The sequence below is a fragment of the Hydrocarboniphaga effusa AP103 genome (assembly GCF_000271305.1).
Classification (GTDB): domain Bacteria; phylum Pseudomonadota; class Gammaproteobacteria; order Nevskiales; family Nevskiaceae; genus Hydrocarboniphaga; species Hydrocarboniphaga effusa.
Genome location: NZ_AKGD01000003.1, coordinates 387,681 through 408,675, shown reverse-complemented (window position 1 = coordinate 408,675; position 20,995 = coordinate 387,681). Strand labels below are relative to the sequence as shown.

General features: G+C 59.8%; 12 protein-coding genes. 5 read left to right on the top strand and 7 right to left on the bottom strand.

Annotated elements, in window-relative coordinates; genetic code table 11:
• Positions 1-37 precede the first annotated feature (37 nt).
• From WQQ_RS18170 to WQQ_RS18160, 3 genes are all read left to right on the top strand, one after another.
• On the top strand, positions 38-934 hold the full coding sequence (locus tag WQQ_RS18170) for a class I SAM-dependent methyltransferase (protein ID WP_007186714.1): 897 nt from the start codon (positions 38-40) through the stop codon (positions 932-934).
• 74 nt (positions 935-1,008) lie between these two features.
• Positions 1,009-2,448 (top strand): DHA2 family efflux MFS transporter permease subunit, encoded by a 1,440-nt coding sequence (locus WQQ_RS18165; protein WP_007186713.1) that lies wholly within the window; start codon positions 1,009-1,011, stop codon positions 2,446-2,448.
• A 78-nt stretch (positions 2,449-2,526) separates the two neighbouring features.
• Positions 2,527-3,393, top strand: a complete 867-nt coding sequence (locus WQQ_RS18160; RefSeq protein ID WP_007186712.1) for a CHAD domain-containing protein — start codon at positions 2,527-2,529, stop codon at positions 3,391-3,393.
• A gap of 9 nt (positions 3,394-3,402) precedes the next feature.
• Here the strand turns inward: WQQ_RS18160 and WQQ_RS18155 are convergent, their stop codons facing one another.
• Positions 3,403-4,131, bottom strand: coding sequence for an RNA pseudouridine synthase (locus WQQ_RS18155; protein ID WP_007186710.1), 729 nt, complete (start codon positions 4,129-4,131; stop codon positions 3,403-3,405).
• On the opposite strand from WQQ_RS18155, the gene WQQ_RS18150 reads away from it, so the two are divergent.
• Positions 4,130-5,026: a DUF817 domain-containing protein gene (locus tag WQQ_RS18150; protein ID WP_007186711.1), complete on the top strand. Its 897-nt coding sequence runs from the start codon at positions 4,130-4,132 to the stop codon at positions 5,024-5,026. The genes WQQ_RS18155 and WQQ_RS18150 overlap by 2 nt on opposite strands.
• Positions 5,027-5,107: 81 nt before the next feature.
• Here the strand turns inward: WQQ_RS18150 and WQQ_RS18145 are convergent, their stop codons facing one another.
• Both WQQ_RS18145 and WQQ_RS18140 read right to left on the bottom strand, forming a co-directional pair.
• The gene (locus WQQ_RS18145; RefSeq protein WP_007186708.1) at positions 5,108-7,690 is read right to left on the bottom strand and encodes a hypothetical protein; all 2,583 of its coding nucleotides are present in this window, start codon (positions 7,688-7,690) and stop codon (positions 5,108-5,110) included.
• Between the two features lie 177 nt (positions 7,691-7,867).
• Entirely contained in the window at positions 7,868-8,575 is a 708-nt protein-coding gene (locus WQQ_RS18140) for a hypothetical protein (RefSeq protein ID WP_007186707.1), read from the bottom strand.
• 208 nt (positions 8,576-8,783) lie between these two features.
• On the opposite strand from WQQ_RS18140, the gene WQQ_RS18135 reads away from it, so the two are divergent.
• Positions 8,784-10,694: an ammonium transporter gene (locus WQQ_RS18135; RefSeq protein WP_050997749.1), complete on the top strand. Its 1,911-nt coding sequence runs from the start codon at positions 8,784-8,786 to the stop codon at positions 10,692-10,694.
• A 93-nt stretch (positions 10,695-10,787) separates the two neighbouring features.
• Here the strand turns inward: WQQ_RS18135 and WQQ_RS24040 are convergent, their stop codons facing one another.
• From WQQ_RS24040 to WQQ_RS18130, 4 genes are all read right to left on the bottom strand, one after another.
• Complete coding sequence (locus WQQ_RS24040) at positions 10,788-11,084, bottom strand: hypothetical protein (protein WP_157534766.1); 297 nt, start codon at positions 11,082-11,084, stop codon at positions 10,788-10,790.
• A gap of 638 nt (positions 11,085-11,722) precedes the next feature.
• On the bottom strand, positions 11,723-12,079 hold the full coding sequence (locus WQQ_RS24445; RefSeq protein WP_157534765.1) for a hypothetical protein: 357 nt from the start codon (positions 12,077-12,079) through the stop codon (positions 11,723-11,725).
• A 598-nt stretch (positions 12,080-12,677) separates the two neighbouring features.
• Entirely contained in the window at positions 12,678-13,181 is a 504-nt protein-coding gene (locus WQQ_RS24440; protein ID WP_157534764.1) for a hypothetical protein, read from the bottom strand.
• 1 nt (position 13,182) lies between these two features.
• Positions 13,183-20,241: an FG-GAP-like repeat-containing protein gene (locus tag WQQ_RS18130; RefSeq protein ID WP_007186705.1), complete on the bottom strand. Its 7,059-nt coding sequence runs from the start codon at positions 20,239-20,241 to the stop codon at positions 13,183-13,185.
• Positions 20,242-20,995: the final 754 nt, after the last annotated feature.

Below are 20,995 nucleotides of genomic sequence, written 5' to 3'. Positions count from 1 at the left end.
GTTATGCGGGCGGCCGGGCACAACGGCGTTTTTCTATATGATCCGGCGCCCGTTTCTTCGGCTGCCGGCCCGCATGAACACCCTCCAGACTCCCCTGCTGACGCTGGCCGTGCACGAGGCGCTGCTGAAGGCGCGCTCGGCTGGCGGCGGCACGCTCGAATGCTCGCTCGACCTGGGCTTGAGCCGGGTCTCGGTCGACGTCGGCGAAGACGCCTGGCGCTGCGACGGCCGGGACTTCCCGTTCATGGCCGCCTGCAAGGAGCGCACGGTCTACTGGTGGACCGGTGCCGGCTTCGAGCCGGTGTCGCGCTACTCCGGCTCGCTGATCAAGCTCGTGCCGACCGACTGGGGCCCGCCGACCTTCGAGATCGACGGCATCAAGATGCTGCCGACCGCGCAGGTGTCGCCGTACGCCGACGCCGAGCGCAAGGTCGGGCTGATCCAGCCGGCCGGCAAGGCGATTCTCGATACCTGCGGCGGGCTCGGTTATTTCGCCGCCTGGTGCCTGCGCGGCGGCGCCCGGCAGGTCGCCTCGTTCGAGAAGAACCCGGACGTGATCTGGCTGCGGACGCTCAATCCGTGGTCGCCCACACATTCCGGCGCCGATGCGAATCCTGCGTTCTCGCTGACGAATGCGGATGTCTCCGAGCAGATCGCCACGCTGCCGAGCGCCTCGTTCGACGCCGCCCTGCACGATCCGCCGCGCTTCGGCATCGCCGGCGAGCTCTATTCGCAGGCCTTCTACGACCAGCTCGCGCGCGTGCTCAGGCCGCGCGGCCGGCTGTTCCATTACACCGGCTCGCCGAACAAGCTCACAAGCGGCCGCGACGTGCAGCGCGAAGTCGCCAATCGCCTGCAGAAAGCCGGCTTCGCGACCCAGCTCGAAGGCGATGGGGTGCTGGCGGTCAAGGGCGGTTTACGCGCTGCGCGCTGATACGCGCCAGGATTGTCGATTCCGCCCCATCCCGTTCGACGTTCAGGCAAGCTCCCAAAAAAAGACCCAAACCCATGCCCCAGAACCTGACCTTGCGCCAGCGCTGGCTCGCACTCTACGTGCTCTGCTTCGGCGTGCTCATGATCGTGCTCGACACCACGGTCGTGACCGTCGCGCTGCCCTCGATCCAGGCCAGCCTGGGCTTCTCGGAGACCACGCTGGTCTGGGTGCTCAACGCCTACATGCTGACCTTCGGCGGCTTCCTGCTGCTCGGCGGACGGCTCGGCGACCTCTACGGCAACCGGCGCTGGTTTCTCGGCGGGCTCGTCGTCTTCACGGTGGCCTCGCTGGCCTGCGGGGTCGCGCAGACGCAGTGGCTGCTGGTGGTCGCGCGGGCCGTGCAAGGCGTCGGCGGGGCCGTGGTCACCGCGGTGGCGCTCGCGCTGATCATGAATCTGTTCACCGACCCGGACGAACGCGCGAAAGCGATGGGCGTCTACGGCTTCATCTGTGCGGCCGGCGGCAGCCTCGGCGAGATTCTCGGCGGCGTGCTGACCGAGCTCATGAGCTGGGAATGGGTGTTCCTGATCAACCTGCCGATCGGCATCGCGGTCTATGCGTTCTGCCTCAAGCTGCTGCCCGAAGACGCGCAGCCCGAGCAGCGCCAGCGGCTCGACATCGCCGGCGCGGTGCTGGTGACCTCGGGCTTGATGGCGGCGGTCTACGCGGTGATCGGCGGCAACGCGGCCGGCTGGGCTTCGACGCAGACGATCACGCTGCTCGCGATCGCGGCGGCGCTGCTGCTGGCTTTCTTCGTCGTCGAAGCGCGCGTGCGCGATCCGCTGATGCCGCTGCACCTGCTCAGGCTGCGCAACCTCGCCACCGCCAACATCGTCGGCATCCTGTGGTCGGCCGGCATGTTCGCCTGGTTCGTCATCACCGCGCTGTATCTGCAGCGCGTGCTCGGCTATTCGCCGCTGCAGGTCGGGCTGTCGTTCATGCCGGCCGATTTCTTCATGGCGGTGTTCTCGCTCGGGCTGTCGGCCAAGCTGGTGATCCGCTTCGGCATCCGCACGCCGCTGTGGGTCGGGCTCGCGATCGCGGGCGGCGGCCTGCTGCTGATCTCGCAGGCGCCGCTGTCCGGCAGCTACGTCGCCCATATCCTGCCCGGCATGCTGCTGCTCGGCATCGGCGGCGGCATGGCCTTCAACCCGCTGCTGCTCGCGGCGATGAGCGATGTCGACGAAAGCCAGTCCGGTCTCGCCTCGGGCATCGCCAACACCGCCTTCATGATGGGCGGCGCGCTCGGCCTGGCGGTGCTCGCGAGCCTGGCCGATGCGGCGACGAGCGAGCTGCTCGCTTCCGGCAGCGACGAGCGCGACGCGCTCAAGTCCGGCTACCAGCTGGCCTTCGAGATCGGCGCGGCGATGACCTTGCTCGGCGCGGCGATCGGCGGCGTGTTCGTGAGGCCCAGGCCGCAGGCGCCCGATGCCGCGATGCCGATCGCGCATTGATGCTCGGAGGTGTTCACGGCCGCTCAGGCCGAAAGAACCTTTGCTAGCCTCATGGCCTCATTTCGACTGGAGCCTGCGATGAAATCGCCGAAACCGAACGTCGACGCCGTGAGCGGCTCGCTGGCCGTGACGCAGGCCTGCACGTCCGAATTCGCAGCGCTCGCGCAAGCACTCCTGCGCGAACCGACGGCCGATGCGCTGCATGACTACCGGATTTCGCTGCGTCGCCTGCGCGTGGCCGTACGCAATTACTGCGCGGCTTCGTCGCCGGCGCTCAAACCAGGCCTGCTCGATGAGCTCAGGCTGCTTTCGCGGCAAAGCGGCATCGCACGCAACTGGCACGTGTTCGTCGACGAAACCCTCGACGTCCTCGCCCGGGAACCGTCGAGCCTGCCGATCACCCGGCTGCGCCGGGCGGCGCAGAAACAGGGCGAACAGGCCTTGCAGGCCTGCGTCGATGCGATCTCGCAACCGGCGTTCAGGCACGTGATCGAATCACTGCGCGAACTCGGCAGCGACCAGGCGCGTGCGACGATCGACGGCTCCGAAGTCACGCTTGAGCAGCACGCACTGAAACTGCTGCGCAAGCAGCATCGCCGGGTTCGCAAGCTCTGGCGGCAACGCGCGAAGCTGTCGGACCTGGATCTGCACGAGTTGCGCAAACGCTTCAAGAAGCTGCGCTACACGGCGGAGTTCTTCGGCCCGCTATTCGACGAAGCCGCGACGGCGCGCTACGTGAAGCAGCTCAAGCTCATTCAATCGCATCTGGGCCAGCTGCAAGATCAAAGCGTCGCCCGTGAGCTCGCGAGCGACCCGGTGCTCACGAACACCGATGCGCCCGCCGCTGCGCTCGTCGAAGGCTGGGCCTTGTCGAGCCTGCGTTGCGAACGCGGGCGCCTGGCGACGCTCAGGCTCGGGCATTCGCTGCGCCCCTGGAAGCACTGAGGCGCCGCTTCAGAAGCGCTTGCCCTTGTGCAGGTAACGCCACTGGCCGGGCTGCAGCCTGGCCATCGCGATCGAGCCGATGCGAATGCGCTTGATCGCGCTCGCCGAGAGCCCCACCGAGGCGCACATCGCCTCGATGCGTTCGGCCGACAAGTCCTTGCCGGCGAAGCGCAGGCGGTTCTCGCTCTGCCAGCTGAGCTTGCAGGCCGGCAGCTTCCACTTGCCCGATGATTCGCCGCGATTGAGCCGCTCGAGACCGCCTTCGGCGATCGTTCCGCCGACGTCGACAACGTACTCCTGCTCGAGCCGGCCCGCGTCCTCGGTGAGCTTTCGCTTGACCTGCCAGTCCTGCGTCAGCACGAGCAGGCCGCTGGCCTGGCGCGTCAGCGGCATCGGCACGTCGAGTCGCGTGAAATGCCGGCGCAGCACGCGCATCGGCGGCTCGGTGTGCTCGCTCACGCGGGTGTCGGCGCCCAGCAGGCTCGCGGCCCGCTGCTCGCCGCTGTCGGACTCGATGCCGGCCGGCTTGTGCAGCAGGATCGTCACCGGCTCGGCTTCATCCGGCCTGGCGCCCGGCAGCAGCTCCACCTGCTGGCCTTCGGCGACCATGAACTGCGGCGCGTCGACGACTTCGCCATCCACCGTTACCCAGCCGCCTTCGATGTACAGCTCGGACTCGCGCCGCGAACAGCCCGTGAGGGCGATGACAGCCTTGGACAAACGGATCGGTTCACTCATGGGCGCATTGTCGCGCGTTTCGCGCAAGGCGCTCCGCAGGCATCATTCGCGCATGCTCGCCAGCCTCGACCGCGTCCTGCTCGATCCCGACCGCCGTTCGATCGTCGAAGGCTGGCGCCGCGGCCTGCTCGAACTGCTCTGGTTCGGCATCAAGGAGGCCCGCGCCTGTCTGTTCGCGGTGATCATCTTCGGTGCCGTCGTGCTGGTTCCGAAGGCCGGGCTGTTCGGCCTGGCGCGCTACGACCTGCTGCTCGTGATTGCTTTGGTCACTCAGGCCTGGCTGCTCTGGAGCCGGCTCGAAAGCGTCGACGAGTTCAAGGCGATCATGGTGTTCCATGCGCTCGGCTTCGCGCTCGAAGCCTTCAAGGTGTCGGCGGCGATCGGCTCCTGGCGCTATCCCGATGCGGCTTACAGCAAGCTGCTCGGCGTGCCGCTGTTCTCGGGCTTCATGTACGCCGCGGTCGGCAGCTACATGATCCAGGCCTGGCGACTGCTCGATCTGCGCATCGAGCGCCATCCGCCGTACTGGATGACCTGGACCGTCTCGATCCTGATCTACCTCAACTTCTTCACGCATCACTACATCGCCGACATCCGTGTTCCGCTGGCGGCGCTCACGCTGGGGCTTTACGCGCGCTGCGGCGTGGTGTTCCGGCCGCTCGATCGCGACCGCCGCATGCCGCTGGTGCTGGCCTTCGTGCTGATCGGATTCTTCCTGTGGCTCGCCGAAAACTTCGGCACCTTCTTCGGCATCTGGCAGTACCCGAACCAGTTCGGCGCCTGGGCCACGGTGCATCTCGGCAAGTGGGGATCGTGGTCACTGCTCGTGATCATGACCTTTTCGATCGTCGCCCAGCTCAAGCACATCAAGGCGACGATCCAGCTGCACGATTGAACTCGATCAGGTGGCCACAGAAACGAAAAGACCGGCTTGCGCCGGTCTTTTCGCGTGAAGCCTCGAACTCGAAGCTTCAGCTCAGGGCTGCGCAGCGGCCGGCGCAGGCGGCGTAGGCGCTTCCGCATTCGGGGCCGGTGTCGGCGGCGGCGATTGGGCCTGCTGCTGCGTCTGTTGAGTCGCAGCCTGCTTCGCCGCCGCGGCTTCGAGCTCCTCCGGCGTCGGCGGCAGCGGCTGCACGGTCAGCGTCGCGCTGTTGATGACGCTCGGGTCGTCGCGCAGCTTCACGTAGAGCTTGCCCGCGGTCGGGTGCGGCACCGGCAGGCTCGAACCCGGATAGCCGTGCGAGACCTGCACCGGCTTGTCGAACTGCGGGCTGCCCGAGATCGCCTCGATCAGGAACAGGTCGTTGCCGCTGAGCCGGCAGGCGCGCGCGGTGTCCTCGGGGCACTTGAGTTCGCGCAGGGCCGGCAGGCGCACGAGCGTGGCGAGCGGTTGCCAGTCGCCGGCGACACCGCCCGCGACCGCGCGGAACTTGAGCGGACCGAAGGCCGAAAAACCGAAAGCCTTCGCCGGATCGAGCGTGATCAGCGCGACCTTGCTGTTCTCGAGGCGAATGCCGCCGTTGCCGATCGACAGGCTGGTGCTGAAGCCCTCGTCCTCGGTCGCCACTTCGATCGCCTGGTCGCGGCCGAAACCGGCCGGCGTCTGCGCGCGAACCGAGAAGGTCAGCTTGGCATCCTGCGGCAGTACGTCCTGGTCGGTGAGCTGGATATTGCTTTCGGTGCTCGACTGCGAGGGCCGCACGCTCTTGCCGATCATCGTCACGCTCGGGCGCGGCACATCGACCGTGGCGTTGACCTTGGAGACGCGGCCGTCCTTGAGCGTGACGCGCGCCGCGATGCCGCGATCGGGCCTGAGCGCCGCCGACGCCGAGGCGTCCTGCGCGATCATCACAAGCGCATCGTTGCTGCCCTGGGCCGACAGCTCGCCCGGCGTGAACACCACCGAGCCGATCGCCAGGCTCGCGACCTCGTCGAGCCGGCTGCCCTTGAGCACGCCCTGCGAGTCACCGGCATGCAGCACGAAGCTGTCGAGACGAGCGGCGCTCGAAAACACCTGGATCGGAATCGGGTGTGGCGTCGATACGCCGTACTGGCCGATCAGCAAGGTCATCGCGCCGGGCTGGGCGTCGGTCAGCGGCAGCTTGACCTCGACTTCGCCGGGCTTGACGGCCTTCCACTCGGCCTTGAGCTCCTTGCCGGCCGGATCGCGCAGCATGATGTTGTCGACGCAGCTGACCGCATCGGTGCGCAGGTGAATGGTGTCCGGACGGCCGACCACGAGCGCGTCCTGGTCGCCCTGGGCGAGCGACCAGGCGTTGGCCTTGGCGTTGCGCAGCGAGAAGCCCGGGCCGGTGTAGGGCTCGAAGCCCCAATAGCCCTGCAGCGAGGCGCGCACGGTGTCGCCGAGGTTGACCGACTGCAGCGCTGCGGTGTTGACCACGTAGCCGCCTTCGGCCGCATCGGCGCGCGCCGGCAGCCGGTAGGTCTTGCCGTCCTTGCCGCTGACCGCGAGCACGATGTCGTGTGCGTAATTGGTCGAGAAGGCCAGCGGAGCGCCCTGCACAGGCAGCACGAGGTCGTTGCGGCTCGCGCAGTAGATGTCCGATGGGTTCACCGCGTGCAGCGGCGGCAGCTGCGGCCTTTCGATCGCCGGCAGCGCCACCACCATCACCGACTTCGGGTTGCTGAAGGACGGCGGCGTATTGAGCGTGAGTTCGAGCTTGTCGCCCTTGTGCGAGGTCAGCGCCGGAATGTACGAGTACTGCGCGGTGCTGAACGAATCGAAGATGCGCACCATGTCGAGCACCGAGGCGATGTACGGGCTGTAGATGCCGTAGCCGAGCTCGGGCGTCGAACTCGCGGCCATCACGAGGTCGGCCGCCGGGCCCGAGGTGAGCGCCTGCGCCAGCGTGGTGCTGTGCACGTCGTTGAGGATCAGCGCCTCCTGCCCTTGCGTCAGGCAGGCCGCCTGCAGCTGAGGAATCTTGTCGAGACACTTCTCGTCGACCGAGATCGCCAGGCTGCGCGCGAGCAGCGGCGCGGTTTGCTTGAGTACCGCCGGGTCGCCCTGATTGAGCACGCGGATCGCGTCGAGATAGCGGTTCAGGCGCGAGCGGTCGAGCGTGGCCTGGTTCAGATCCTGCGTCGCCCGCACGAACGAACCCGGCTTGCCCCGCACCGCCGCGACGATGCCCTTGAGATCACCATTGGTCTCCGGCGCCAGGAACACCAGCGCCTGCTGGGCGCCTTTGGGCACCGTGACCGTGAGCCCCTCCTTGGCGCACTTGCCCGTCCAGGTCTTGCACGGAAAGAACCAGCTCTCGGGCGGTGGATTGGTCGAGCCGGCCAGGAACGCGATCACGAGCAGATAGTTCGCCGACTGCGACTTCGGAAACTCCGGCTTCACCCAGATGCGGTCGCCTTCGGCCAGGTTCGGCACTTCCGAAGCCGGCAGGATGGTCTTGCCGCGCGTGACGACCATGTCGAGCGTCGGCCCGACCAGATCGAACGGCGCCGGCCCGGCGGCCTGGGCGGCGCCGCTCAGCAGCAGGGCGAAGAAAGGCAGAAACGCTCGGAACAGACTCGCGCGCAGAGACATGGCAATCGGTGTTGGGGTCTTCAATTCAGTTTGCGTCAGGCTGGATGAACGCCGGGAGACGGGAGACGGGAGACGGGAGACGGGAGACGGCGAGCGGAATTCCGGTTGCGGGCCATGGCAAGACCAGCTCACCCGCTTTTGCGTTCCCCGTCTGTCGTCTGTCGTTTCCCGGCTTCCTCAGTTGTACCGCCGCTCGATGCCAGCCCAGGTGGTCTGGGCTTCGACCAGAAACGCTTCGAAGGCCTGGCGCTCGGTTTGCAGGCGCAGCCTGTCGAGCGACTTTTCGGAATTCCCGGCCGCTGCGAGGTCCGCGGCGCGCGCGCCGGCTTCGGCCTGCCCGTAACTGAAACCGGTGCGCACGTCGACGAACACCGCCGAGGCGGTCGAGCGGATCGCCGCGTCGGTGTCGGACTTGCCGAGCTTGAAATCCGACGACGGGCCGAAAGTCTTGCCGCCGGCCTCGAACACCGTATCGACCGTGGTCACCAGCAGCACGTCGATCTGCAACTTGGCCGCAGCCAGCCGCAGGTCGTCCAGCGAATCGAACTTGGATGGCAGCAGGCTGGTGTCGAGCGTCTGCACCTTGCCGACCGAAGCCCAGCCGCCGATGGCCGCCAGCTGCGGATCGCCGATGAGCTCCTGCGCGGTCACCAGGCTGAAAACACCCTTGCCGTAACCGCGCGTGCTCGCCGAGGCGTAGCGCGGGGCCTGCACGCGTACCACGCCGATGCTCGCCGGGAACTTCGGCGACGGCTGGCGCGAAGCCATGTCGTCGCCGACGCGGCTGATCTCGGCGAGCTTCACCGGCCCGCCCGGGGTGACGTAGCTGGCGCAGCCAGCGCTGAGCGACAACATCACGGCGGATGCAACGAGGGACTTGCGCAACAGACCAGCTCCGGAAATCGACGGGGCCCCGCAGTCTAGCCTCACCCCGCATCGCGAGAAACCAGAAATACGCGCCGACCCGCTGCTGTGATTCTTGCGGGCAGTTGATGAACGGCGCGCTTGGCCGGACGAGCGCCCCCGGCACACCGGGCGCGCGCCCGATAATGGCGCGTTCTCGCGGCCCGCGCGCCGAATCGCTTTTTGTTCAATGGCCAGTACGCACCAACCCGTCGACCTTCTGTGGGTCCTGTCCTGCGCCGTGCTGGTGGTGCTGATGCAGGCCGGCTTCACCTGCGTCGAATCGGGCCTCGTGCGCGCCAAGAACAGCATCAACGTCGCGTTCAAGAACCTCATCGATTTCTGCATCGCCTCGGTACTCTACGGGCTGGCCGGCTTCGGCCTGATGTTCGGAGCCAGTTGGTACGGGCTCATCGGCACCGAGCCGGAGATGCTGTTCGGACCGACCAGCACCTGGCTGTCGACGATGTTCTTCTTTCAGGTCGCGTTCTGCGGCACTGCCACGACCATCGTTTCGGGTGCCGTCGCCGAGCGCATGTGCTTCGCGGCCTACTGCTGGTCGGCGGTGCTGGTCTCGCTGATCGTCTATCCGATCGTCGGTCACTGGGCCTGGGGGGGCGCGCTCGATCACACGGTGGCGGGCTGGCTCGCCGAAATCGGTTTCATCGACTTCGCCGGATCGACCGTCGTGCACTCGGTTGGCGGCTGGGTCTCGCTGGCCTGCCTGCTGATCATCGGGCCACGCGTCGGCCGCTTCGGCGCCCAAGGGCGCTCGATCGAGGGCTACAACCTGCCGGTGGCGACGCTCGGGGTGTTCCTGCTCTGGGTCGGCTGGTTCGGCTTCAACGGCGGCAGCGCGATGGCGCTCACGCCGAAGGTGCCGGCCATCATCGTCAACACCGCGCTCGCGGGCGGCGCTGGCGGCCTCGCGGCGACGCTGCTGACCTGGAAGCTGCTCGGCATCCCGGCGGTCGATCGCATCATGAATGGCGTGCTCGCCGGGCTCGTCGCGGTCACCGCGAGCTGTCATCTGCTGACGCCGCCGGCCGCGCTGTTCGTCGGCGCGGTCGGCGGCATGGTCTGCGTGGTCGGCACGCTCGGGCTCGAGCGCCTGCGGATCGACGACGCCGTCGGGGCGGTGCCCGTGCATCTGTTCGGCGGCATCTGGGGCACGCTCGCGGTGGCGCTCTGCGCGCCCGACGGCAGCTGGGGCGACGGCGTCGGCCGCTGGCAGCAGCTCGGCACGCAGGCCATCGGCGTCGTCAGCGTGGGCGTGTTCTCGCTCGGGCTTTCGTACACGGTGCTGCGACTGCTCAACCTCGTGCTGCCGCTGCGCGTGAGCGCGCAGGACGAGCGCATCGGGCTCAACATCGCCGAGCACGGAGCGAGCAGCGCGGTGCTCGATCTGATCGTGCAGATGGACCGCCAGGCCCGGCGTGGCGATTTCTCCACGCGCGTCGATGTCGAGCCCGAAACCGAAGCGGCGCGCATCGCGGTGTTCTACAACGCGGTGCTCGACCAGTTCGCGGTCGAGACCAATCGCCGGCAGCTCGCGATGCAGAAGCTCGCCCAGCTCGCCAACTACGACACCCTCACGGGCCTCGGCAACCGGCGCCTGTTCAACGAATCGCTACAGCGCGTGGTGCGCGCCGCGCGCTCGCCGCACCAGCTCGGCGCCCTGCTCTACATCGACCTCGACGATTTCAAGCTCATCAACGATCGCTACGGCCACGCCTTCGGCGACGAGCTGCTCAAGTACGCGGCCCGGCGCATGTCGGCGCTGGTGCCGATCGAGGGCGCGACCGCCGGCCGCATCGGCGGTGACGAGTTCGCGGTGCTGCTCGATCGCATCGAGGTGGCGGCCGAAGCCTACGAACTCGCCGACGCGCTGATCGCCAGCCTCGGCGAGACCTTCACGATCCAGGGCAAGCCGTTCCGCATCCGCGCCTCGATCGGCATCGCCCTGATCCGCCACGACAGCCCCGACGCCGCCACCGTGATGCGCCAGGCCGACGAGGCGATGTACGTCGCCAAGCTCGCCGGCAAGGGCAGCTGGCGGCTGTATCGCGCCGGGGCCGAGGAATTTGCCCCGAACGTCTGAGCGAGTGCCGCGCGAGGCCGCGACGGCGATCCAGCGCGGTTCATCCGGGGTTGCGAGACGCCGAACATGCCATCGCTCGCGAAGCGGAAGCTCTCAATGCATGCGCGAAAGTTTTTTGCCACCTGTTTTTGCAGCCAACAATTGCGCATAAGCAGCCTTGCCAAAATTAGAAGACAGTGGGGAGTAGATGTGCTGGGTGGGACAGGCATAAGAAAGTCCACCCACCACGGTAAAATATATCTGGTCTCCCGACGAAGTTGCTTGCACCCCTAACTTTAGTATTTCCTTTTCATAATCAATAGCAGCATGTGCAGGCAAGACAATAGAAACATTAAGAAAGGAGAGTATGAATAAAAACCTAAACATTAGCAACCCTTTCGGTGAACTCATTATATTGATTTTAAGAATATAATTTATATATGACAATTTAAATTATTCAGATTTTTATCGTTAAATCATATTTAATATAATAATACCACCGGCAAAACTTGAAAAACCCTTTCAATTTTCACAAAATCAATATCGATAGAATCTTATCTCTATCGAGTTTTTCTCGTCATTGAGCCTGAATTCTATGAAGTTTATGAGCAGGAGGCATTCCTGAATTTTGGAACTCCTCTGCGTCATAACAGTAAATCTCAGCCGATTTCCCCGCCAAGTACAGACTTAGAATCAGTGTCTGGTTGATTTTGTCGGACGCCGGAGCGTAACACCAAACTCCATCCGATCTTTGGAACTGCATGCGATCGACGCTTTCCCATGAAACAATTCTTGTAATCGTAGCGTCGCCCTGCGCAGTCCATGCGAAGCTCTCAATAGAGAACAGTATAAAAATCGCCCCAAATCCAACACTTAAAAACTTGCTGCTTCTAGCTTGTGACATACCACCCCTTTAATTCCCAGTAGTCCGTGCCGCCATTTATTCCAAAATCCAAAATTCTTTCTGCACAAAAAAACAAAATCACCATAACCATGCCACAGTTTCATTCCGTGCGCGCGATTTTTCCTTCATAAACTCAATAGGTTCTTCATGTTTTAAGATCAATATACGAAAGTCCCTCGGCGGCTGCTCCATAAATAGAGCCGGTAGCGCAGATACCGTCTCCAGTTGTCCATACCAAACTCTTGGCCGAATATGCTGTAAGCGCAAGGGAAATCTGAGCGCGGCCGATAGCCGTATTGGGATCAATCGAAAAAGACATTGTTGACGGCGAAAGAGGACACGAGCCACTATTACCACCCTGAAATCCACCATCAGATAAGACAATGTAAATTTTTCCATTCGATGCGCTTATATTCGATATATAGCCTTGATAAACGGCGGCCACACAAGAAAATGGAAGCACGGATCCCAATAAAAATAGGCACGATTTCAGGTGGTGCATTGGGCTGACCTCAGTTGCATACAAGACGATGACGTTCCAAAGATTGCTTCTAATGCAAGCTTATTCCAAGCCAAAAATTTCAACCCATTTCTACTCCAGAAAATGGATATACTGGCCTGTACAAGATGTATCTCCATTATTGAGATACAGCTCTATTCTTTTACCTGAACTAAGAGCAGCCAATAATGTGGCATAGATTGCTTTATTGTTATCCGCATCCTTTTGCCATGTAAGCCAAGTATAGGGACCACAAGTGCTGGTTCCACCATCCAACTGAAATTTAATATACGACGGCATAAATGTGCCTTCTAGACGCACCACATGTGCAACAGTGTTTTCGAGAGCCCAAGCGCTAGCGCTCTGCACGAAAAAAATAAACAAATTCATCGCGAGGGCAAGAAGCGATATGCGACACACTCGATTGCTAGTCACTTATTATTCTCACTTTCGAGCAAAACTAAAGGCCCTGGCGCCATCGGAATCCGTCAGTGTTTTTCACACCACCCATCTCCATCCAGGTTACGCTCGCTTATTACTCGATCCCGAATTTTATCCGAATTATACTCGCTTAATATTTGCTCACATCCATAATCTACGTTCACTCACTACCTATAATCACGCTACAAAAAAAGGTGTTGTCCACTAATTTTTTATTGGCCGACACAACACTAAGAGCCTGCTTCCCCGTGTGAATAACCATTTGATACATAATTATTTTTCCGCCATCGGGCTTTTGCGAATAAAACCTAACCTCACCGTCAGGTATTTTAATTATTTTTTCATCCTGCCTATATGTTCGATCAAAAGATTCAGATAGCCCGATCATTAAGATAGCAAACTCATTCGGCACAGATGCGTCGCCTTTAACAAACCTAGCAAATCCGTTATCGAGCCCCCGAAATACAAAGTCATTTGAAACATGAAAAAATCTACTGTCGATCTTGATTGCTATATTTTTATTTCTTTCATCCTCATGACAGCCTGCTTGCTCTTTCGCAACCGCAAGCGAGCCAAAATCATTCTCCAAAACAGGATCCGCATGACTAACTAGCGGCACAAGCATAAAATAAAAAAAAGCGGACAGCACCGAGTCTTTCTTCACATTAATTCCTTAGACTTGTTATATCAACTTTATCGCCCCCCAGATAAAGATCGCAGCTCCTATTTCCACATGCGAAACCAACTGATCTTGAAGCTTCCGGCGATAAATATCTTTGAGTAGATGATAAATTAAAAAGGACAGAAAAAGGCTTTGTAAGTATTTGATAAAGCTTGGCACCAGCTAAACTAGCTATGCCATGATTATCGTACGCTATTCTTGCAGATAGCAAAGCAGCGGCCTCTACCTTATAAGTTGCTATGTCAATCGAAAGGGACATTAAAGTTAATTGCTGATCCTCTGGAGATAGCCCCCCCAAATGAGGGAACTCACGCAGCATACCCTCAATGCCATCTGAGTCGAGCACTTTCAGTATTCTATCGGCTTCATTTATGATATTTTTGACTTCTTGGTTTGTTATTTTATCGTGCACAGCTTGATTCAACGCATAGCTAAATGCACTTGTTATTGCGCCATTACTAAACTTCCCACCACCAATCTCGGATACTGTTCCACCTACGATTGCAGAAGCAATAACTCCGATCGCAAAATTCCCGTCAGCAGCCAAATCAATACCTGGAGCTAAGAATGCCGCCGTTCCTGTTGATAAAAAACCTTTTGCAAAGTTACCGCCCTGAATTTCGGTAGAGATGCCTCCGACCGCGCCGTGTGCGAGGCCTTTCGCCATTAAGGTGCCCCATTTTCCCCACGAGGCATTCTTACCAATCGGACTCTGCCCAATCCCATAAAAGGCCGCAGCACTTACAGCGCCGAGTAGCCCTGCGCGTAAATCCCCTCCACTTGCAACCATTCCTCCAGCAAAACCGAATGCGGCTGCTGTTGCATAAGCCGCCACTCCCTGCAATCCGAAATACGAAATTGTGTAGGGAGCAGCTATCGCAATTGCAACCGCCGCCAACGTTCGCCAGTTGTCATCTATCCAATTTCCGATCTTCTTCAACTTCTTTCCAAGCCATGAATACCCACTCGGATCGGTCGCATTTAGAAACTGGTTCTCGGTATATGCATAGCGGTTATAGCCCTGCGTGCTCAACGGATTGGTCAGTGTTGGGTCTGCGCTAATGAACCGTCCAATCAGCGGGTCATAGACGCGCCCATTCATATGAATGAGCCCCACCTCGTCCAGCATCTCGTGCCCCGTGAACCCTTTCACCGATAGAAAATTGGTCGGCGTGGGATTCAGGGCGTTTTGCCAGCTCGAGGATCGCCGCTTGCCGAAGGCGTCATATGACAACTGTTCGAGTACCTGACCGCTGGTGTTGGTCACCACGTCGACGCTGCCTAGATGGTCTTTGTGCAGGTACTCGGTCTTGGTGCTGCTACCGGTCTCTGTATAAATAGCCACCACGCCATCCGGCGTCGGAATGTAGTGCTTTTTCTCGTGATTGCTGCCGGTGATGTTGTCTTCATACAGATCACCGGCGTAGACAATGGTCTTGCCGCTCAAGGCGATGGTTTGCGTGAGCTTCTGGCGGTCCGGACCGTAGGTGAAGTTCACGGTCTTGCCGCTGCGGCTCAGCTGGGTTGGCAAGTTGTAGCTGGCCCAGGTGTACGACGAGGTGGTTGCCCCGTTGGTGGTGATGGTCTTGAGGTTGCCGTTACCGTCGTGAATGTAGGCCTTGCCACTGGTCGTACTCGTGGAAAGCCATTGCGGGTGCGCGGGGTCATAAGCAATGGTGCCGATACCGTCCGTGCCGGTCTTGGTATTGAGATTGCCGTTGTTGTAATAAGTCGCAGCCTGTATCTGGGTCGGACTTAAAACGCCGGTGATCCCCAGCGTGACGGTTCTCAAGCGGCCCAGGTTGTCGTACTTAAAGGTTTCACTCTGATTGTGCCCGTTGAGTGAGGTCCGGCTGTCCTGTCGGCCCGTGAGACTGCCAGCATCGTTCCAGTCGTAATGCAGCTTCTGCACGCTACCAGTGCCGGTACTGATATCCGTCAAGCGACCGAGTTGCGGGTCACGCGTATAAATCGTCGTCAGACCATTGCCGTAGACGGCATTTAGCGTCTTGCCCCATTTGTCCCAGCTGTCCGCACGCCAGTAGGCGGTGCCTTCACTGCCGTCGCTATTGAGACGAGAGACCTGGTCTAGCGCTCCATTAATGTTGTAGCGGTTCTGGATCCTGAAGCCTGAGGGATACGTAAGCTGCTTGAGGCGACCCGCCCCGTCGTAGCTGTAGGCATACCCGTAGGTACCACGGCCCGCTAGCGATTCGGTCTGCGTCTGCGGCAGGCCTGCACTGTTGTAGGTGTAAATGCGGTTGTAGACGAAGCTGTCGCTGGGTTCGAAAACGCCGTTGCCATTGGAATCGACGCGCTGCTCCACCCAGAACAGAGCCCCCTTCCAGCTTTGGCCCGTGTCGTTATTGTCGTATCGCCATTGCGTCAGAAACTCCGGTTCCTTGCGCAGCACCATCCTGCCCAGGTCGTCATAGCTCATGCGCACTACTTGGCCCTTGGCATCCTCCTGCCGGAACAGTTGGCCGAAGCCGTCGTAGGCGTATTGCCAAGTGCCGGAGCTGGGGTCGATCTGCTTGGTCTTGCGCCCTCGCAGGTCGTACTCCAAGGTCGTCGTCGCGCGTCCGTTGGTACCGTCGGTTCCCGCATCGAGCGTGCTGGTCAGGTTGCCGGTCGCGTCATAGCCGTAGTCGATCTTGCCGCCGATGGCGTCGGTAACGGTGACAGGCTTGCCTAGCAAATTGTTGAGTTGCGTGGTCGCACGGTTGAGCTCGTCATAGCTGACCGTGGTCAGCCCCTTGTACTCGACCTTGCGCGTTTTGCCAGCGGGGTTGGTTTCTATCGTGACGCGGCCCAGTACGTCGTATGTGTATTGTGTGCAGCCTGATGTACCCGCTACCGCGCAATTCGGCGCAGTGCCAACGAATGGCAAACTCTTGGCATAGATGCGCCCCGCGGAGTCATAAATCGTCAGCGATTTGTAGATCTGTCCGTCGGCTGCCTTGGCAAGACGAGCGACTTCGCGCTCATCACGGTCGTATTGAATCGCCGAGAAGCCACCGGTGTTGTCCGTGGTTTCGATGGCGTAAACCGCGCTCGAAACGGCACAGTTGTTCTGGCACCAGCGTCGCGTGATCAGCTTGGCTTGTTGGATACCAGTACCCGGGTCTTCGAACGACTCGATCTTGGCTCGTCCAAAGATGTCGTAACCGTAGGTCTTGGTCAGGCCATTGGCATCGGAAACCGATATCGGCTGGCCGGTTGAACCGTCATAGCTCGAAGAGCTGCATTCGGTCTGACCGAGTCCTCTGCAGCTCATATTCTTGAAGCGCCGGTAGTTAGGGGTGCCGGCATCGAATATGTAATTGACGGATCGCGACTGCAGCGTAGGCGCCGTAGCGATCACGCTCGCCAGCGCGTTGGCCTGCACGGTTTCCTGATAAATGTTGCCGGTCGAGTCACGCACATGTGTCGTCAACGACTTCAAGTAAGGCTTGTCGGCCGGCGCGTTCGGTTCGACGGTCTCTTCTTTAAGTAAGCCGGTTGCCAGGTCGTAGTCGAACGAACTCGAGCGGGCAATGCTCGCAAGGCCGGCTCCGCCATGCGTTACGGTCGAGGTTTTCAGCCGGCCCAGAATCCAGTTTGTGGTATCCGCTGGCTTGTATTCGTTGACAGTGACGGTAGAGAAGTCGGGAGCTGCTTCACACGCGGTGCGCGTTTGATTGCCTGCACAGGTGTAATGCGCAACCGTGGTCGCGTCCTGATAGAACGGCGTCGAGCTTCCGTAAATGGATTTGTCGACCGTGGTGACGTGGGCCGTACTATTGGCAAACGCGCCTGCTTCCCAGTTTTGCGTGGTGGTATAGATCGGCTGAACGGTCTGGACAGCCGGCGTGGTGGTGCCGCTGACCGTCGCCCTTGCTTCGTATTCGACCGTCGTCTCCGAAACTTTCGATGAAGACGAAGCCGAAGGCAGAACGGTTTTTTTCTGCAGCAGTCCTGAAAGCGGCCAACTGGTCAGGAATGTGGACTCCTCCACGATCCCCGTTGTCTGATCAATGTTTCTTGTCTTGGCAAAAGACTGGAAACCACGGCCGCCAATGTCTGCATAGGCAGTGTCGTACGTGTATTTCACTTCCCGCATGCTGGAGCCAGCACTGATCCGGCTCGCGGACACGACACTAATGGGGCCGCATAAGACCCTCGTTACAGTTCCGCCGCAAACTTGGCCGGGATGGCTGTAGACCGAAGAGTCGGTGAGCGGTGCATAGCTCAGTTCAATGCGCGCCCCAATACCGCTCGTGATGGAGGATAGCCAGCTTGGCAAGCCTTGCTGGGCCGTGGCCAATTCGACTCGCCTCGTGCTGCTATTAGTGAGGTAGGTTGCAACATCGGCCTTACCGTCGCCGTCAAAGTCCCCGCTTAATACAGATCGATCTGTACCGGTGCTAGTACCGACTTGGATTGTGCTTTCTGCAAATGTTCCATTCGGCTTACCAGTAAGCATCAGAAACGAACTGCTATAACTAACCCACGAGATTGCATCAGTAATCCCGTCGGAGTTGAAATCTCCTATCACTAGAGGATTAGTGGCAGTTGCACTCACAAAGTCAGATACATATCCCGGAGAGATGGTAAACCCGCCTTGCCCATCGCAAATGACCGGATATATCACATCAGAAGTTGTAATGACTTCAAGGCATTTAGAATCAACGCATGTTGTCCTTCCGTTCTTGACCAGAACTAAATCAGTAACTCCATCCGCGTTGAAATCGGCAGCTTGGAGATGGTTGGCAGAAACAGCCAGGTTCTTCACGCCTAATGAAGTAAAGCTTCCTGCTCCATTTCCAGCATAAACCGTAATGGTCAACGCACTCGCGAGCAGCCTGTGAACGGCCACATCGGAAAATCCGTCGCCATTGAAGTCGCCGACACTAGCTCTGTAATAGGCGCTGTCCAGAGATGTGACTGGACGTGCAACGGGAAGCGCAGAAAAAGAGGAGGCATTTCCCGTCAATGCCTGGATATAGATGCCCTCGGTCTGAGACAGATAGACGAGGAGCAAGTCATCACGCGAGTCACCATTTACATTCGCGGAAAAGATTTGGAACGGAGTCTTCGAAAATCTATTAGTGGTAATCGACTGGAGTTGCATACCACTGAATGGCGTAGTAGCACTGCTATTCCCTGTGTACATCTCAACGTACTGAGCTGAAGACGTCACCTTGACCGCTGCGATATCGAGCCGGCCATCGCCATTGAAATCCCCGGCAGCCAGACTGGCACCCGCCAAGTTTGAATTTGTTGGGGGAACGTTGACTTCGGCCCCAACTGTGAAAACAGCGGAGGCATTCGCGCTAGTGCTCAGAAGCACAGCAGCTTTGAGCTGCCCCGAGCTTTGCATCTTGGCTGAGACGATATCGGTCTTGCCGTCAGCATCGAGATCACCAGTGAAATGCTGGTAGTCCGTATTAATCGCCGCGTAGTTGACCGTTGAGGTCGGAGAGAAACCTTCGGGCGCTGCATTCCACGCGAAGCTCGTCGCTGGCAGGCACTTCTCATAAGACGCCTCTCCACCGCACTCTTGGACAGCCGTCAGCGTGTCCCGCTGTGCTGTTCCATATGCGGTATAGAACAGCTTATAAGTGCGAATCCGGCGCCCTTCGAATGAGGTTTCAATGCGATCGATAACCCGTGTGCGGGTCGTCTTCCAACCTTTGCTGTAAGCGACCTGCTGCACACCGATACGAGCCTTGGGCACGAACTTCACTGATGCAAATGGGGAGTCGCCCAGGCTGTTGCCGGTGTAGTTGATAACCCGGGGCCAGCTTTCCCCATTGCTAGAATCGTAGTCGTAGCAAACCTCCATCCAGTTGCCAGCGGTATCCGATACCTTGCTGAGCAACCAAGTAGCAGTCTTGTTGCTGTAGCTCGGGTGCAGAATTTTGCTGGTGGACGTGCCGCAGGACGTCACAGCGCCACCGAACTCCATGATGAGGCCGGCCTTATTACGAACACGCCAGCGATCAGGGTTATCGGCCGACGAACCGAACTTCTCGATATCGCTGAGCGAATCCAATTCTGTTCTGAAATGTCCTGTATTGCTTGGGACAGCAACCAACCGGGCGCCATCCAGGCAATAGCGATCAGAACTGCTGAAGGCCACCGGGCTATATGCGCCATCCTGCGATGGAGTCCCAGGGCAACGCGAAATGATAGATAGGCCCGAGATAGCGAAGCGCGGACCGAGCAGGCCGTCGCCACCTTGACTGTCAAAGGAAATGGCAAGTTTGGGCTCGATACCGCCTAATCCGGGCGGGATCGTGATCGGGATTGTGTAGCTGGCCGAGCCCGAGGGGGTGACTTCGAAAGCGCCCGCCGTGCTGCCGACTTCCGTTCCCTGCGTAGGACCACTGCCGCCATTCGATGGTGCGGGAGCAAATGCGCCAGAGCTGGAAGCTTCTGAAATTTGCAGCACTAGACCGTACCGCGTACCGACCAGCAGATCGGCACGCCCATCTCCATTGGTATCGAGCAGATCAGCATCCAGGCCTGCACCACCCATATCGATGCCGATATCGGCAGCGTTTACGCGCTGACGCAACTGAGGCGTGCCGTCAGTCGGAGACGTAGTGATGATGACGTTTACGCCGTTGGCCGCATGAGAACGAAGCAGTAACTCCAGCGAACCATCGCCGTCGGTATCGCCAAAGATCAAGTCATGGGTATCAGGCTGCCAAACGGAGCTGGAAAGAACAGCCGCACTGGGGCTCAGAACGATCGAATAAGTCCCATCCGGATTGGAGAGCACCATGAAGCTTTGGCGCCAGCGCAGCAGCACAGGAAACGGAACTTCGTAATCAACCAGCACGAATTGGTGCTTGGCGCGCAACAGCAAATCGGGATAGCCGTCACCGTTGTAATCGCCGCTATAGACTTCGTAACCGGCGTCATGAAGCCCATTTTGGTACTGCGGAGGAACATCGGCGTTGGCCGGATTCGTCCAGAACCATATGAAAGACAGCAGAGCGAATATCAGAACGCGAGCGCGCTTCACCGAAGCGACGGCTTTAACCATCCCCATTTACCTCTCCCCTGACCCACCGTCAGATGCGGTGGGCAGAAATCTTAAAAAACGATCGAATGAACCGATTCGAACTGCTAACTTTTAGCTGGCCTAGAGAACACCAGCCCCCGATCCCGGTCCACCAGTACCCTCTGCTTAGACGCTTAAAACAGCCCGAGCATCATCTAGTAACGGCGATTGAGAACAACGCCGGGACCGAATATCCCCAGGGCGTATTCACGCAGCCGTTAAGCCAGCCATTGATTTTCTGTCCCGTCGCCTGAGCACTCAACGCAAGACTCAGTTTCTCTCGGTATCCAGGAGCACTCGCCATGAAGAATGCTCGCGTAGATGATCCACAGCCATCCGGATTGTCAAAAGGCACCGTCGGCTCCACCGAAACGAAATCACCGCCTTCGATGTGGACTGAATTAATCTCTCGAATTCCCGACGGGCCCGCCCCACTCGCAGTGGCGGAAAGTAGCACCGTGCATCCGACCAACAGGCTATGCAGCGGTCGCCAACGGTAACACCCACTCATGTTACGCATCCCCTTTCCCCACTTTTCAATGTCACATTGCCTGCACTTACACGCTCGCCGTTCCCCGTGGATCAACGTATCCCAGTCCAGTGCGTCTGTAACCTGTAAGAAATTACAGGTGGCTACCGAAGAGCTAGTCAAAAGCTAGACCTCGACGAAGAGCAGCATTATTTCCTCAGAATCGCAGCTTACGTGCTGCGTGCATCCACATTTGAATCTGCGGAGTTCATT